Annotated in this window: 16 protein-coding genes; 9 read left to right on the top strand and 7 right to left on the bottom strand. The window is 55.4% G+C overall.

Going from position 1 to position 14,338, the window contains the following annotated elements; translation table 11 throughout:
* Nucleotides 1-238 precede the first annotated feature (238 nt).
* From E9531_RS01150 to E9531_RS01130, 5 genes are all read left to right on the top strand, one after another.
* Entirely contained in the window at nucleotides 239-985 is a 747-nt protein-coding gene (locus E9531_RS01150; RefSeq protein WP_158291692.1) for a ZrgA family zinc uptake protein, read from the top strand.
* A 19-nt stretch (nucleotides 986-1,004) separates the two neighbouring features.
* A complete protein-coding gene (locus E9531_RS01145) occupies nucleotides 1,005-1,718 on the top strand; it encodes an ABC transporter ATP-binding protein (protein ID WP_136571901.1) in 714 nt (237 codons plus the stop codon).
* A 69-nt stretch (nucleotides 1,719-1,787) separates the two neighbouring features.
* A complete protein-coding gene (locus E9531_RS01140) occupies nucleotides 1,788-3,053 on the top strand; it encodes an ABC transporter permease (RefSeq protein WP_136571900.1) in 1,266 nt (421 codons plus the stop codon).
* 92 nt (nucleotides 3,054-3,145) lie between these two features.
* Nucleotides 3,146-3,751: a DUF3299 domain-containing protein gene (locus E9531_RS01135; RefSeq protein WP_136571899.1), complete on the top strand. Its 606-nt coding sequence runs from the start codon at nucleotides 3,146-3,148 to the stop codon at nucleotides 3,749-3,751.
* 149 nt (nucleotides 3,752-3,900) lie between these two features.
* Nucleotides 3,901-4,329: a VOC family protein gene (locus E9531_RS01130; RefSeq protein ID WP_136571898.1), complete on the top strand. Its 429-nt coding sequence runs from the start codon at nucleotides 3,901-3,903 to the stop codon at nucleotides 4,327-4,329.
* 41 nt (nucleotides 4,330-4,370) lie between these two features.
* Here E9531_RS01130 and E9531_RS01125 read toward each other — a convergent pair whose 3' ends face one another.
* Together E9531_RS01125 and E9531_RS01120 are read right to left on the bottom strand one after the other, a co-directional pair.
* A complete protein-coding gene (locus E9531_RS01125) occupies nucleotides 4,371-4,607 on the bottom strand; it encodes a hypothetical protein (RefSeq protein ID WP_136571897.1) in 237 nt (78 codons plus the stop codon).
* 56 nt (nucleotides 4,608-4,663) lie between these two features.
* Entirely contained in the window at nucleotides 4,664-6,658 is a 1,995-nt protein-coding gene (locus E9531_RS01120) for a lytic transglycosylase domain-containing protein (protein ID WP_136571896.1), read from the bottom strand.
* Nucleotides 6,659-6,673: 15 nt separating this feature from the next.
* On the opposite strand from E9531_RS01120, the gene E9531_RS01115 reads away from it, so the two are divergent.
* The 3 genes from E9531_RS01115 to E9531_RS01105 are packed head-to-tail and all read left to right on the top strand — an operon-like array spanning nucleotide 6,674 to nucleotide 9,304.
* Nucleotides 6,674-7,246 carry a 5-formyltetrahydrofolate cyclo-ligase gene (locus E9531_RS01115; protein WP_136571895.1) on the top strand — a complete coding sequence of 191 codons (573 nt, stop codon included), beginning with the start codon at nucleotides 6,674-6,676 and terminating at the stop codon, nucleotides 7,244-7,246.
* A gap of 42 nt (nucleotides 7,247-7,288) precedes the next feature.
* Entirely contained in the window at nucleotides 7,289-7,996 is a 708-nt protein-coding gene (locus E9531_RS01110) for a glutathione S-transferase family protein (RefSeq protein WP_136571894.1), read from the top strand.
* 21 nt (nucleotides 7,997-8,017) lie between these two features.
* Nucleotides 8,018-9,304, top strand: coding sequence for a multifunctional CCA addition/repair protein (locus E9531_RS01105; protein ID WP_136571893.1), 1,287 nt, complete (start codon nucleotides 8,018-8,020; stop codon nucleotides 9,302-9,304).
* 177 nt (nucleotides 9,305-9,481) lie between these two features.
* Here the strand turns inward: E9531_RS01105 and E9531_RS01100 are convergent, their stop codons facing one another.
* Nucleotides 9,482-9,883: a winged helix-turn-helix transcriptional regulator gene (locus tag E9531_RS01100; protein ID WP_280177168.1), complete on the bottom strand. Its 402-nt coding sequence runs from the start codon at nucleotides 9,881-9,883 to the stop codon at nucleotides 9,482-9,484.
* Nucleotides 9,884-10,041: 158 nt separating this feature from the next.
* Here E9531_RS01100 and E9531_RS01095 point away from each other — a divergent pair, with 158 nt between their 5' ends.
* The gene (locus E9531_RS01095) at nucleotides 10,042-11,049 is read left to right on the top strand and encodes a zinc-dependent alcohol dehydrogenase family protein (protein WP_136571891.1); all 1,008 of its coding nucleotides are present in this window, start codon (nucleotides 10,042-10,044) and stop codon (nucleotides 11,047-11,049) included.
* A 54-nt stretch (nucleotides 11,050-11,103) separates the two neighbouring features.
* Here the strand turns inward: E9531_RS01095 and E9531_RS01090 are convergent, their stop codons facing one another.
* The 4 genes from E9531_RS01090 to E9531_RS01075 all read right to left on the bottom strand — a co-directional run bounded on the left by E9531_RS01090 (nucleotide 11,104) and on the right by E9531_RS01075 (nucleotide 14,268).
* Nucleotides 11,104-11,940, bottom strand: coding sequence for an SDR family oxidoreductase (locus tag E9531_RS01090; RefSeq protein WP_136571890.1), 837 nt, complete (start codon nucleotides 11,938-11,940; stop codon nucleotides 11,104-11,106).
* A gap of 75 nt (nucleotides 11,941-12,015) precedes the next feature.
* Nucleotides 12,016-12,642 (bottom strand): LPS export ABC transporter periplasmic protein LptC, encoded by a 627-nt coding sequence (gene lptC, locus E9531_RS01085; RefSeq protein ID WP_136571889.1) that lies wholly within the window; start codon nucleotides 12,640-12,642, stop codon nucleotides 12,016-12,018.
* Nucleotides 12,639-13,250, bottom strand: coding sequence for a KdsC family phosphatase (locus E9531_RS01080; protein ID WP_136571888.1), 612 nt, complete (start codon nucleotides 13,248-13,250; stop codon nucleotides 12,639-12,641). Before E9531_RS01080 ends, lptC begins: the two co-directional genes overlap by 4 nt.
* Before the next feature lie 40 nt (nucleotides 13,251-13,290).
* Nucleotides 13,291-14,268 (bottom strand): KpsF/GutQ family sugar-phosphate isomerase, encoded by a 978-nt coding sequence (locus E9531_RS01075; RefSeq protein WP_136572234.1) that lies wholly within the window; start codon nucleotides 14,266-14,268, stop codon nucleotides 13,291-13,293.
* Nucleotides 14,269-14,338: the final 70 nt, after the last annotated feature.

Genomic DNA, 14,338 nt, shown 5'->3' with positions numbered 1-14,338 from the left:
TGGCCAACTGCAAGCCCCCACTAAACAGCGCACACGACATTTATTACGCCTTGATGAAATCAAAAGATACCTGAGTTCACACAAATACTAATGATCTATTGTTATCATTTAAGGAAAATACCGACCATTCACTGCCATGAAATGCCGTAAAGCACGATGCATGCTGCAGCCTTGCGCTGCAGCGAGGCAAGCGCCCATGGCACGAATGCCCCCTGTTCTTCACTTTTGTATTGAAACCATGACAACTTTGATTTCTACTGCACATCCCCGCCGACGCTTCTACCTCATAGGTGTCGCCGCATCTTCAGCGTTGATCAGCTACGGCCATAACGCGCAAGCCCACGAACATACTAGCGAACAAAACCAGACCCAGGCAGCCCATGTGCACGGCGTGGTGCAACTGGATGTGGCCGTTGATGGCTCTGACCTGGTGCTGCAATTGACTGCGCCGCAAGCCGATATCACCGGCTTTGAGCGCGCTGCGCAAACCGAGGCAGAAAAACAAACCGTGGCCCAGGCGATTGAAAAATTGAAACTCCCAAGCCTCATCGCACTCAATGCCAGTGCGGCTTGCAAGCTAGTCGACACCGATATTGACGGCCTGGGCGCAGATAGCCACGATGCGCACGATAAAGACCATGGCAAGGCGCATGACCACAGTCATGAAACTGACACAAAAGCAAAGGATCATGGCCACCCTGAACACGCAGCCCAAGATAAAAAGGCCGCCAAAGACGAGCATGACCATGCCGATGAGCACGACCACGATCACGACCACAAAGAGGGCGAACACAGCCACGCTCACAACGACGTCAGCGTCAGCTGGCAGTGGCATTGCGACCATGCCCAGCAGCTCGAATCGATTGATGTGCAGCTGGCCAAGCAGTTCAGCAGCATCCACACCATCAACGTGCAAATGGCCATGCCACAAGGCCAATTCAGCCGCACGCTCAAAACAGGCGAAACCCGTCTGACCTGGAAATAAATCTCACCTAGCCGCTTCGATGACTTCAGCCATTTTGCAGATTCAACAGCTCTCGTTTCGCTGGCCCACTCAATCCACACCGTGTTTGCTGATCGATGATTTCAGCGTTGTCAAAGGAGACACCGTGTTTCTGCATGGCCCCAGTGGCAGTGGCAAAAGCACTTTGTTGTCGCTGATGGCTGGCGTCTTCTTGCCACAGCAAGGTCAGGTCCGTGTGGACGGCCATGCCTGGTCTGATTGGCGTGCCTCGGCCCGCGATGGCTACCGCGCCCAAAAGCTAGGCTATATCTTTCAGCAGTTCAACCTGCTGCCGTATTTGAGCGTACAAGACAATGTCTTGCTACCCTGTCGCCTGTCTGCGCCAAGAGCACAAGCCGCGCTGCAGCAACACGCCAGCCTAGATGCCTCCGCCCAACACTGGCTCGCGGCCATGGACATTCCGCAAAACGCTTGGCAGCAGCCAGCGCGTGCGCTGTCGGTTGGCCAGCAGCAGCGCGTGGCTGCAGCCCGCGCACTGATTGGCTCGCCAGCCTTGATCATTGCCGATGAGCCCACCTCGGCCCTGGATGAAAACCGCCGCGACGCGTTCATGGACTTGCTGCTTTCGGCCTGCCAGCAAGCCCACAGCTCGGTCATTTTTGTCAGCCACGACCAGCGGTTGGCGTCGCGCTTTATGCGCCAAGTGAGCCTGACCGACATCAACCGCGCCATGACTGCGCCCGCCACGGCGTAAAGCACGCAAAGCTTTGTGCTGCGTTATTCGCCCTCTTGCGCTGTGCGCTAAAAAATCCCCGACTGTGTTATGACCGCCTTGATTCGCCTTGCCTGGCAAAGTGCCTGGAACCGCCGCTTCACTTTGTCTTTAACCGTTTTCTCGATTGCCTTGTCGGCCTTCATGCTGATGGGAGTCGAGCGCATTCGCACCGATGTGCGTGAGGGCTTTACCTCGGCCGTCTCTGGCACCGACTTGATTGTGGGCGCGCGCACCGGCCCGGTGCAATTGCTGCTGTATTCGGTGTTTCGCATTGGCGCTGCCACCAACAACATCCGCTGGAGCAGCGTGGAAGACATTGAGAACATGCGCGGCGTCAAATGGGTGATCCCGATGTCGCTGGGCGACTCGCACCGGGGCTTTTCGGTGCTGGGCACATCCAGCGCGTATTTTGACCATTTCCGCTATGGCGACCAGCAAGCTTTGGAGCTGCAGCAAGGCAAGCCATTTGAGGACTTGTTTGACACCGTGCTGGGTGCCGATGTGGCCCGCCAGCTCGGCTACAAACTGGGCGACCGCATCACTTTGACGCATGGTGCAGGTGGGCCCATCAACGCGATTGAGCATGACGACAAGCCTTTTGTCGTGATCGGTATTCTGGCTGCCACCGGCACGCCGGTGGACCGCACCGTGCACATCAGCCTGGAAGCCATGGAAGCCTTGCACATCGACTGGCGCGCTGGCGTACGCCTGCCCGGCCAGAATGTGGATGCACAAGCCGTGCGCGAGCTGAATTTGAAACCCAAGAACGTCACCGCCGTGATGGTGGGCTTGCAATCACGCGCACAAGTATTTTCAGTGCAGCGCCAGATCAACAACTTCCGCACCGAGCCTTTGATGGCCATCATGCCCGGCGTAGCGATGGATGAGTTGTGGCGCTTGATTGGCACCGGCGAAAAATCCCTGCTGCTGATGTCAGGCATGGTCGCCTTTGTCAGCCTGTTGGGCATGGTCGCTGTGGTGTTGGCTGGCCTCAATGAGCGCCGCCGCGAGCTGGCAGTGTTGCGTGCTGTGGGGGCTAAGCCGCTGCACATCATTGGCCTCTTGGGTTTGGAAGGCGCGCTGGCAACCCTTGCTGGCGTGCTGATCGGCTGTGTCACGCTGTGGGCTGCGGGCTTGGCCTTGGCACCTTGGTTGCTGAGCCAGTTCGGACTGGCCCTGCACTTTTCCTCGATCACCAGTTTGCAATGGTGGATTCTGGCGGGGTTGTTGGGCACGGGTTTCCTAGCCAGCCTTATTCCCGGTTGGCGCGCTTATCGCCTGTCGCTGGTCGATGGTTTGTCGCCACCGGCTTGAAATACCACCACTTCTCTCTACACCTACCTCGTTGAAGCACGTTGCCCAAACGCTAAACTTGCCCATACACCTTATCCACTGGTACCTGCACCATGACTCTAAAAAACCTTAGCTCCATTCGCCTTGGCAGCACCTTCAAACGCCATACGATCCACTTCATCATGGCCTTATCTTTGGGCTGCGGCGTGTGCCTGCTGGCACAAACGCCAGCAGTGGCCAGCAGCAGCGAAAAAATCCAAACCGTGAGCTGGGACGATCTGGTACCTGCTAATTGGGATCCCAGCAATGAATTTCTGGACCTGATGGAGCAAGGCGCAGCCGACTGGGAAGACAGCGATCCACGTGCCGCCCAGTTATACGAGCGGATGCGAAAAATCTGGGACAGTGCCCCCACTGTCAATACCTACAATGGCAAAAAAATTCGTCTGCCCGGCTACGTAGTGGCGCTGGAAGAAGGCAAGCAAGGTTTGACAGAGCTGCTGCTGGTGCCGAACTTTGGCGCCTGCATCCACACACCACCACCACCGGCCAATCAAATCATCCACATCAAACTGGACAAACCTGTCAAAGGTTTTGTCTCACTTGATGCGGTATGGGTGACTGGCGAATTGGAAGTCAACCGCACCGATTCAGATATGGGCGTAAGCGGCTACAGCCTTAAAAATGCCAGCCTGCAGGCTTACAAAGGGGAAAAATAACAGGCGCTTCTTTTCTCCGCATTCGAAATGCAGGACCACACAAGCCCCTCAATCGCAGCTGCCCGACTGATTGAATAACTAGCAGTCTCTTGCACAACGCAAACATGGCGCATGCACAACACAGACAACAAAGATTCAATGGAGAAAAGATGGAAACCCAACAACTGCATCGTGGTCGGTTAATTGACCACATTCAACTGGTGGTTCGGGATTTACCATCCAGCTTCACGTTTTATGAAGCCGTTCTGGCCTCTCTTGGAGTGCCCATGGGTGGCACAGGGGAAGGCTACTTCTGGGCTGACGAATTGTTTGTCACTGCCATTGGCAGTCCTGCTGCACTCGGGGTACTGACTGGGCGCCACCATCTTGCGTTTCAGGCCCAAGACCGAGCAATGGTGGATCGCTTCTACCAAACAGCATTGGCCCACGGAGGAAAAGACCACGGAGCGCCAAGTGTGCGTGCCTACCATCCAGGGTACTACGCAGCTTTCGTACTGGACCCTGATGGCAATAATATAGAGGCCGTCTTTCACGGTGAAGCAACGAGAAGTGCGGCCTCAGTGTCCATCACGTTCTAAGAACGTATTCAAAACACAGAAACCTGCACGGGCCAGCGCAATTATTCGGGTATCTCGCGTTGAGTGTTTTGCAATGCCTGCTCCAGATCGCGTTTGATCTGATTTTGCACTTGCTGGGCATTGCCTGCGTTGACCTGCGGCACCACGCCCCCCTCAGACGATAGCGAGGCACCAGCAATGGGCTCTGGCGCAACCGTTGGCTGGAGCTGTTGCTTCATCAACACCGCGATGATGGCTAACGTCAAAATCACCCCCATCAAGCTGAAAATCATGCGCATGGAATTCCTTTATAAAACACGGCTAAAACGCACAGCAACGACTGCTCCTTAGCCTCTTACGGCAAATCCGCAATGGCAACCGGATCACCCTCTTCGCGCGGGCCAATGGTGCGGCCCAATCGCTGGCTCAAAGACTGTGGTTGCCCACTCAAGATAGCGCCATACACGGTGGCATTGGCCAGCACCTTCTGAACATAATCGCGCGTTTCATTGAACGGCACATTCTCTGCCCAGATGGCCGCTTCCAAGGTTGGACCGTTGCGCCAGTTGCGCGGCCGCCCGGGCCCTGCGTTATAGCCGGCTGCAGCCAAGGGCATCGAGCCTGCAAACTCATCCAACGCTAACTTCAAATATGCCGTGCCAATTGCAATATTGGTTTCTTTGTCGTTGATGTCGCTGGCTTTGAAATCGGTCAAACCAATTTTTTTAGCCGTCCAGCGCGCTGTTGCTGGCATGACCTGCATCAAGCCCGAGGCGCCCACAGTCGAACGCGCATCCATGATGAAGCGGCTTTCTTGCCTAATCAGCCCATAAACATAAGCGGGATCCAGTTCGATCTCCGCCGTCCGCTTGACCACGGCATCATGAAAAGGCATGGGGTAACGTTGGCTAAAACTCATGAATGACTGGGTGCGCTCACTGGTGTTGATGCAACGATCCCATACTTTGTACTCACAGGCCAGATCAGCCGCAGCAAGCAGATCACGGTCAGTCAAGCCTCCGTTGTCATGCAAATTGGTTGCGTAGTTCCACTCGCGCACGCCTTCACTACGCAAACCAATATTGATGGCGTATATACTGCGCAGCAAACTGGGATTGGTGCGCGCCCGCGCCTTTTCATCTGCCGTCAAAGCGGCAGGTTCTGGCACAACAGAAATTTTCCCTCCCAACTCTGCCTTGGCCAGCTGCTCATAAAAACCAACGGTGCCTGCAATGCCTTGCAGCATGCGTTGGGCCAAAGCCTGACTCTCAGGCTTTCCTGAAGCCAGCAACGCCCTGGCACGCCAATAGGCCCATGTAGGTGACTGTTGATCGTCCGCACTCATGGCATCAATGGTTTTTGCTACGGTATCCCATTGGCCTGCGCGCAAGGCAGCGCGCACTTTCCAATGCTGCTGCTCGTCAATCAGGTTGCGGTCGTCTTTGACGTTGGCAAAGTAGCTATTGGCTTCTGGCGCAAGGCGGATACCTGCCCAACGGCCAATGCTGCCCCACACATAGTCCCGATCCTTTGCGGCAATACGCGCTGCCCATTTACCTTGCATTTGTGCGGCTGCGGCAACTGCATCAGAACTGGCTAACCGCGCCAACGCCAATGGCACCAAGGCCAGACGTGCTGGGTCTGTGGTTGTTGCCTTGTGATCTAGAAATGCCGCAGGTTTACCCATTGCGTTACCGACATGCACTAAGGACTGCGGTGACACAATCGCAACCGCTGCGCGCACCACTCCAGGACGATTGGCGTGGGCCCCCATGCGTGCACGCTGCCACACCTCTTCAGCTTTAACGCGACCATCGCTGTAAAACTCTTGCACAGCGTGGGTGCAGCCATCATCCGCATTGCGTTGCCCATACCAAAGTGACAGCACTTGGTGTGGCGCTGAAGGCGCTGCCTTGCCTTGAATATCTTCAATCAGCAGCTCATAGCACTGTACCTGCGGGTCGTCTTGCATGCGAAAGCCTGCTGCATAGTGGGAAAACTCCTCCCATAAGCGGCGCTGGCCCAACAGCAGCATCCAATCATTGCGCAGTCTGTCTTCAAAATATGTCCCTCGGTAGCGGGCCAGAAAAACATCGACCTCTTGCCGTGTGGCAGTTTGCAAACGGTTGTTCAATTCCCAGTACGCGCCCCAGCCTTCAAGGGCGTGGCCCTGTACATTCGGCAACAGCTGTGTGAGTCGAGCCTGGTTCTTAGTGCCATAGGCCTGGCGCATGTCCAGAATTGCCTGATCGCCCAAGGCTTTAGGCAAGGCAGCTTGCTGCGCATAGGCATTGTGGGTCAGTGCCACAAAAGCGGCGCAAAGTGGTGTCAGAATGGTGGTCAGTCGCATGTCGGGAATTATCAAATGAACAAAGCCACGCTGAGAAAAACATTGGTAGAACGACGGGTTAATATGGCCAACCGCGTCGAAAAAAATGCACAACTGCAACAAGTGATGCGAATCTGGCTTGTCAGCAGGCCTGAAACGGTCATCGGTGCCTATTGGCCCATCAAAGGCGAATTCGACCCTCTGCCGGCCTTGCACCGCTGGAAAGAGGATGGCGAGTTACAAGACGAGCCTATCATGCGCCGGATTGCCTTACCCGTGGTCGATAAAGTCAATAAAACTTTGCGCTTTCATGCTTGGCATCCTGGCTGCCCGATGGAAGAAGATGCTTACGGCATTCCCAAGCCCAAAGACACTGAAATCCTCGAACCCACTTTGCTGTTTGTGCCTTGTGTCGGTTACAGCGCAGGAGGCTACCGCCTGGGTTACGGCGGAGGTTTTTACGACCGCACGCTGGCTGAGCTTTCGCCACGGCCATTCACTGTGGGTCTGGGCTATGGCGAAGGGTACGTGGACGACTTTGAACCGGAGCCACATGACATTCCATTGGATGCGATTCTGAACAACAATGGCGTTGTCTGGCCTGTGTAGGCCTTGTGCACTGAGCCTACACTTCACTTCGAGGAAATCGCTATGTCTCAACCTCTGACGCTTTATATTGGCAACAAGAACTACTCTTCGTGGTCCATGCGCATTGGAGTACTGCTGAAAGAAAAGGACATCGAATTTCGAGAAATCAAAGTCCGTTTTGACAGCTTCTCACCACAGTCGGAGTTCAAAAAAACCATTCTGGCCATCAACCCCACAGGTACGGTTCCTGTCTTAGTGGACAACAACCTGGTGATTTGGGACTCGTTGGCCATTGCCGAGTATTTGGCGGAAAAATTTCTGGAACGCCAGCTGTGGCCAGATGGGGTCGCGCAGCGTGCACGGGCACGCAGCCTATGCGCAGCCATGCACGGGGGCTTTACGGCCTTGCGCAACGCATGCCCCATGAACATCGAAGCCAAGCTGCCTGAAGTTGGTGCTTTAGCGTGGCGCGACAATGCGGCATTGCGCGCCGATGTCGCCCGTTTGGAGACGCTACTGGGAGAGTCACTACAGCGCAACAGTGGCCCCTTTCTATTTGGAGAGCAATTCAGCATTGCCGATGCGTTTTACGCCCCCGTGGTGATGCGCCTGCAAACCTATGCCCTGCCAGTTTCGGCAACTCTTCTGGCCTATATGAAGCACATCACAAACCTGCCCAGCGTGCAGGGCTGGATCGTTGACGCACTGCAAGAACATGACTTCAGAGCCTTTGAAGAACCCTACCGTTTAGAACACACGGTCAATCCATAAAAGGCCCGACCCTGCTCACTTATGCCTCAAGCAACAAACGCCTGTCCCCACACCACCTTGCCAGACACAGTCGCGGTTTACATGGTCGGCGGCGCTGTGCGCGACCGGTTGCTGGGTAGAGCGGTACAAGACCACGATTGGGTCGTCATTGGTGCCACGCCTGCCTTAATGGAGGCGCATGGTTTCACCCCAGTAGGCAAAGACTTTCCCGTTTTCTTGCACCCACAAACACACGAGGAATATGCACTGGCCCGCACCGAACGCAAAAGTGGCCATGGGTATAAAGGTTTTACGGTATATGCCGATACCGACGTGTCGCTGGAAGAAGATTTGGCCCGCCGTGACCTGACCATCAATGCGATGGCAGTTCGCACGCATGCCGACGGGTACGAAGAATGGGTAGACCCTTTTCATGGTCAGCAAGACATTGCCGGAAAAGTGCTTCGCCACGTCACACTTGCCTTCACCGAAGACCCTTTGCGCATTTTGCGACTAGCGCGTTTTGCCGCACGATTTGGTGATTTTCATGTAGCCCCTGAAACCCAGACCCTGATGCAGGAAATGGTTAGCGCCGGCGAGGTTGCGCATTTGGTCGCCGAGCGTGTATGGCAAGAATTGGCCCGTGGCTTGATGGAAAACGCCCCCACGCGCATGTTTGAAGTGTTACGCGATTGCGGTGCATTGGCCATCGTGCTGCCCGAGCTTGATGCCCTTTGGGGCGTACCACAACCAGCAGAACACCATCCTGAAATCGACACGGGGCTGCACACCATGATGGTGCTAGAACAAGCCGCACAAAGCCAGGCTCCCTTAGCAGTACGCTTTGCCGCACTCATGCACGATTTGGGCAAAGGCACAAGCGACCCCGAGCAATGGCCACGCCACATTGGTCATGAAATTCGCGGTAAGGACCTGATAGAGGCCATGGCCCAACGCCTCAAAATTCCTGCCGAGATACGCGAATTGGCAGCCCTTGTTGCACAAGAACACACGAATATTCACCGCAGCTTGACCATGACAGCCGCCGCCCTGGTGCGGCTCCTCGAGCGTTGCGACGCATTGCGCAGACCTGAACGCTTCGCGTTGGCACTTTGGGCCTGTGAATGTGACGCGCGAGGCCGCCAAAGCTTTGAACAATCGCCCTACCCACAGCGCTCTTTTCTATTGGCTGCCCTGCACGCAGCCCAGCAAGTGGACACTGCCAGTATTGCCCAACAAGCTGCGCAAAAAGGCCTGCGTGGCGACCAGATTGGGCAGCACATTCACATGGCCCGCGTACAGGCCGTGCAAGCGGCCTCGGCCTCTTAAAAGCCGCAGCTCATCTTGATATAAAGTCGCAGAACTTGCCGTACTACTCGTACTGCATTCGGCCTACCGCCTGACCTCAACCGAAATCCTTAGGTCTGCTGGGTTGCGTCAAAAGTTCTCAAAACGTGTTTACGCCCTGCACACTTGGCGAGCTGCTGGGCAGCCCCAACAACCAGATTACTGAAGCGGAATGCTGTGTGGGGTGTCAGACGCACACAACTGAGCCCAGCTTGGTGGCTGCGCATCATACAAACGGTCTTTAGCGTAGGCTGTTCCCCATGTGCGCATGGCAATCAGCACAGGCTTGAGACTTTGCCCTAAAGCGGTCAGTTCATAGTCTACGCGCGGGGGCACTTCAGCATACACCGTGCGCAGCACAATGCCTGCATCCTCCAACTCGCGCAACTGTAGCGTCAGCATCCGCTGGGTAATGCTGCCTATGCTTTTACTCAACTCGCTAAAACGCTTTTTACCATGCAGCAAGTGAAACAAAATGATAGGTTTCCAGGTTCCCCCCATGACGGACAAGGTGACCTCTACCGCACAACCACTTTTGCTATTGAGTCGCTTCATGCCAATCTCCCAAGTGCAATCCCTATAACCAAACATCTTAGCTAAATACAGACGCTGCGCATTACTTACATTTTTAATACTACCCCACAAATATGTTGGTTCTAGCGCAGTTTCGACTTAAGCGGCACGATGCACAACATCATCGTTTTTTGAAGGATACAGTCATGAAAGCCATTCAACTTGCAGCCCCAGGCGGCCTGGAACATATTCAACTGGTTGAGCTGCCATCCCCAGCAGCTCCCGCTGCTGGCGAAATACAGGTACGCATTCACGCCAGTTCGCTCAACTACCATGACCTGCTGGTGGCATCGCAACCCAATGCGACAGCAGATGCTCGCATCCTTATGGCCGACGGTGCTGGCACCATCACGGCCATTGGCGCAGGTGTGCACGAATTCGCAGTGGGTGATGCGGTTGTTTCCACATTCTTCCCACAATGGCTATCGGGTCGTCATGTGCCTTCTGATTTCGCAATGGTGCCTGGTGATGGGGTTGACGGGTTCGCCCGCGAAAGCGTCACCATGCCGGCAACAGCCTTCACCAATGCCCCCAAAGGATGGAGCCATGCAGAAGCGGCCACCCTGACCACCGCAGGCTTGACTGCATGGCGCGCACTGGTAGTCGATGGCAACCTTCAGGCAGGCCAAACCGTGTTGGTTCTGGGTACGGGCGGTGTTTCCATTTTCGCATTGCAAATGGCTAAAAGCATGGGGGCTCGCGTCATTGCAACCACATCCAGCCACATCAAAGCAGAGAAGTTGCGCGCATTGGGGGCCGATGTGGTGATTAACTATAAGGACACCCCTGAATGGGGCAATGCGGTGTTGGCTGCCACCGCAGGGCGCGGAGCAGACATTGTGGTTGAAGTGGGAGGCCCTGACACTTTGGCCCAATCGATTCGCGCTGGCGCAGTTGGAGCGCACATCGCTCTGATTGGGGTACTCACAGGCTTTGCAGGCACAATCCCTACCGTGGAATTGATGCGCAAGCAACAGACCCTCAAGGGCCTGATTGTGGGAAGCCGTGAACACCAGCAAGACATGGTGCGGGCCTTAGAGTTGTTCGATTGGAAGCCTGTGATTGACAGCCGTTATCCGTTGGACCACTTAGCCGCCGCTTTTGCACACCAAGCAGCAGGGCAGCATTTCGGCAAAGTGTGCTTAGAGTTTTAAGGCTGCCAACACAAGCAGTACGGCTAGGCACCTGCAAAACCGCGCCTTGCCGGTTCACACATCAGGTTTGTGACGAGGTTTTCTACCTCGCCCAGCAAGTGCCCAATCAAACACAGCATTGGGCAAGATGCGCAATAAGCGCTCTACCCATGCCATTTGCCAAGGGATCACCACATAACTTGTGCGGCGTGCAATGGCAGCAAACGCTTTGGCCGCAAACACCTGTGCATCAATCAAAAAAGGCATGGAGAACGGATTTTTGGCTGTCATGGCCGTGCGCACAAAACCAGGGCTGATGGTCACCACATCCACGCCAGTGCCACGCAAGTCGCCGCGCAAACTTTCGCAGTATGCAATCACACCCGCTTTGCTGGAACAATAACCTGCATGGCCAGGCAAACCTCGCACACCGGCCACACTAGCGATACCGACCAAAACGCCACTTTTGCGCGCACGCATCCCAGCCATAAAGGGAATGAATGTCGCTGCTAAACCCCGGTTATTGGTAGCCCAAATTTGTTCAAAAGGTGCCAAGTCTTCCCAATCTGCCGTATCAATCCCATGGCTGATACCTGCGCTGGCAATCACCACATCAGGCAAGCCCTGCTCCTGTATGCATTGCTCTGCAACCGCACGAATGCTGGAAGGTTGCGCGACATCAGCCGCGTATAAATGGCATTGCTGTGTGCTCAAACCGTGCTGCTCACGCCACTGTTGCATCACATCCAGACGCCTGGCCACCAAAGCTAAACGCCATCCCTGCTTAGCGTACTCCTCTGCCAAGGCTTGCCCCAACCCACTGGACGCACCAGTAATAAATACCAAAGGACGGTCGTGCTTGGTCGCTTGGATTGCAGTGGCCGCATTCGCAGAAGTAGCAGAGGTATTCATCAATCACAACTCACTGGTATAGCGGTTTGAAAACAATGCGCCAAGAAAAATCCAAAAGACGCAAACGCACAACGATCAGTTCTTGGCAGGAGGTCGTGTTGCAGGCTGGATAGTACTGCGCACGCGTCCGTCGATTTCAGTAGTTTGGGTTTTCTTATCGTAAGCCAGACTTTCTCCGGTCATCCGATCTGATCCCCGCAGCAACTCAACAGGCAAGTCGCTGCTTACACGCTCCTCATCAGGCCACACGCGCAGCTCCTCTCCCCTGAACTCCAAACGTGGAGAAGTGGCAGTTGGCAGTTGCACCACCACTGCATTACCTTGCAAATGCACCTCGGTGCCTGCCCCATTGGAGGTTCCGGAATTGGCCGTTGCCGTCAAGATGCGTCCATCCTCAGTGACAGCACGCATGCGCAATTGATCAACCACCAGTTGGTCTGTGGCCGGATAGTGCTTGGCCTTGGTACCAAACAACTCCACACTCAATCGGCCATCAGGGTTGTAACTGCGCGCCGCAAATTGGGTAATGGTGTAGTCAGGTTCATCAGGAGCCATGACCTCTGCTGCGGGTTGCGACATTTGTGGAACACTGCGTGCCAGCCAGTACGTGCCCAGCGCCAGCAACGCCATCACCAGCACCGGGCCATAGACAGAGAGCTTATCGAGCCGATACCGTAGTGTGCGTTTGTGGTTTTGGGTCATAGCGCCCCTTGTTCAGCCGCTGCTGGCGTTGCAGTGTGCTCAGGCGCATGCCGCCCGCACATGGCTTGCTGCAGGAGCGCGCCGTACTGACCACTGGCCATCAGCAGTAAATCACAGCACTCGCGCACCGCCCCCTGCCCCCCCGCGGCACGGGTGACATAGTGGGCAACAGCCACTACTTCAGCATGGGCGTGCGGTGGCACACAAGCCAGTGCACTGCGGGCCAACACAGGCAGATCAGGCCAGTCATCCCCCATACTGGCCGCTTGCGCCCACGTCAGCCCCAATTGCGTCAACAACTGCTCTGCAGCGGGCAACTTATCTTCAGTACCAAAAACAGCGTGCACAACGCCCAACGCTTTTAGGCGCATCCGCAGTGCCGCGCTATCGCGACCAGTGATAACCGCCGGTTCAATTCCAGCTTGGCGCAGTAGTTTGATGCCGTGTCCATCCAGAGTATGGAAACGTTTGAGTTGCTCGCCTTCTGGCCCGAAATACAACCCCCCATCGGTCAGAACACCATCAACATCAAAAAAAACCACGCGAACAGGCAGTGCGCGGTTGAGCAAGGCTTCTTCAAATCGGGGGGTGATTGCAATCGCTGCCATGGCTATCTAAATTCCTGGTATTTCTAGCAAAACAGTCTGCTCAAATGACTTTGGCACGCATCAAATCGCCCACGTGCAGCACTCCGACCAATGTGCCCTGCGCATCTGTCACCAACAAACACGTCACGCGGTAACGCTCCATCATTTCAGCCGCTTGCGTAGCCAATGCATCAGCCGCAATCGTGCGCGGTTTGGCATGCATCACCTCTGCTGCGGTTTTCTCTCTCAAGTCCAAACCGGCCTCAATGTGCCTGCGCAAATCACCGTCGGTATAAATGCCAATCAACTGCTGATTAGCATCAAGGATGGCCGTGGCCCCAACGCCTTTGGAGGAGATTTCACGCATCAGTTCCCCAAATGGGGCTGAGGCCAAAACCGTGGGCACATCGGCTCCGCTACGCATCACATCGCGCACATGGGTCAGCAAACGTCGCCCTAAGGAGCCGCCAGGATGCGAGCGCGCAAAATCCTCGGCACGAAAACCGCGCGCATCTAACACGGCTACCGCCAAAGCATCACCCAGCGCCAATTGCACCGTGGTACTGGCGGTCGGGGCAAGGTTGAGCGGATCCGCTTCTTGGCTCACCTGCGTATCCAACACAATGTCGGCATGCCGTGCCAAGGCAGATTGCGCCTTGCCGGTCATGGCAATAATCGGCGCGCCCAAACGTTTAATCACGGGCAAGATGTTGACCAACTCCTCACTCTCACCACTATTGGAAATCGCCAAGACGACGTCCTCGCTGGTGACCATGCCCAAATCACCATGGCTTGCTTCTGCAGGATGCAGAAAAAATGCAGGTGTGCCCGTAGAAGCCAAAGTTGCAGCGATTTTGCGTCCAATATGCCCGCTCTTGCCCATCCCCGTCACGACCACGCGCGCATGGCTTTTCAAAATAACGTCGACCGCCTTTGTGAAAGAGGCGTCGAGCCGTTGATGCAAAGCCTGAAGTTGTTCAATTTCGATCTGCACGGCAGCGCGCCCCATGGTGAGTGCACGAGAAGGGTCGAAAAGCATGTGAGAAGCGTGTGGCAGAGAATGGCTCATAAACGGATTTTAATGTGACGCCTGCGACATCGCCAGTAAG

Origin of the sequence: Lampropedia puyangensis, from assembly GCF_004833285.1 — a bacterium.
In the GTDB taxonomy this organism is placed as follows: Bacteria; Pseudomonadota; Gammaproteobacteria; order Burkholderiales; family Burkholderiaceae_C; genus Lampropedia; species Lampropedia puyangensis.
This window is presented reverse-complemented; position numbering and strand designations above follow the sequence as displayed.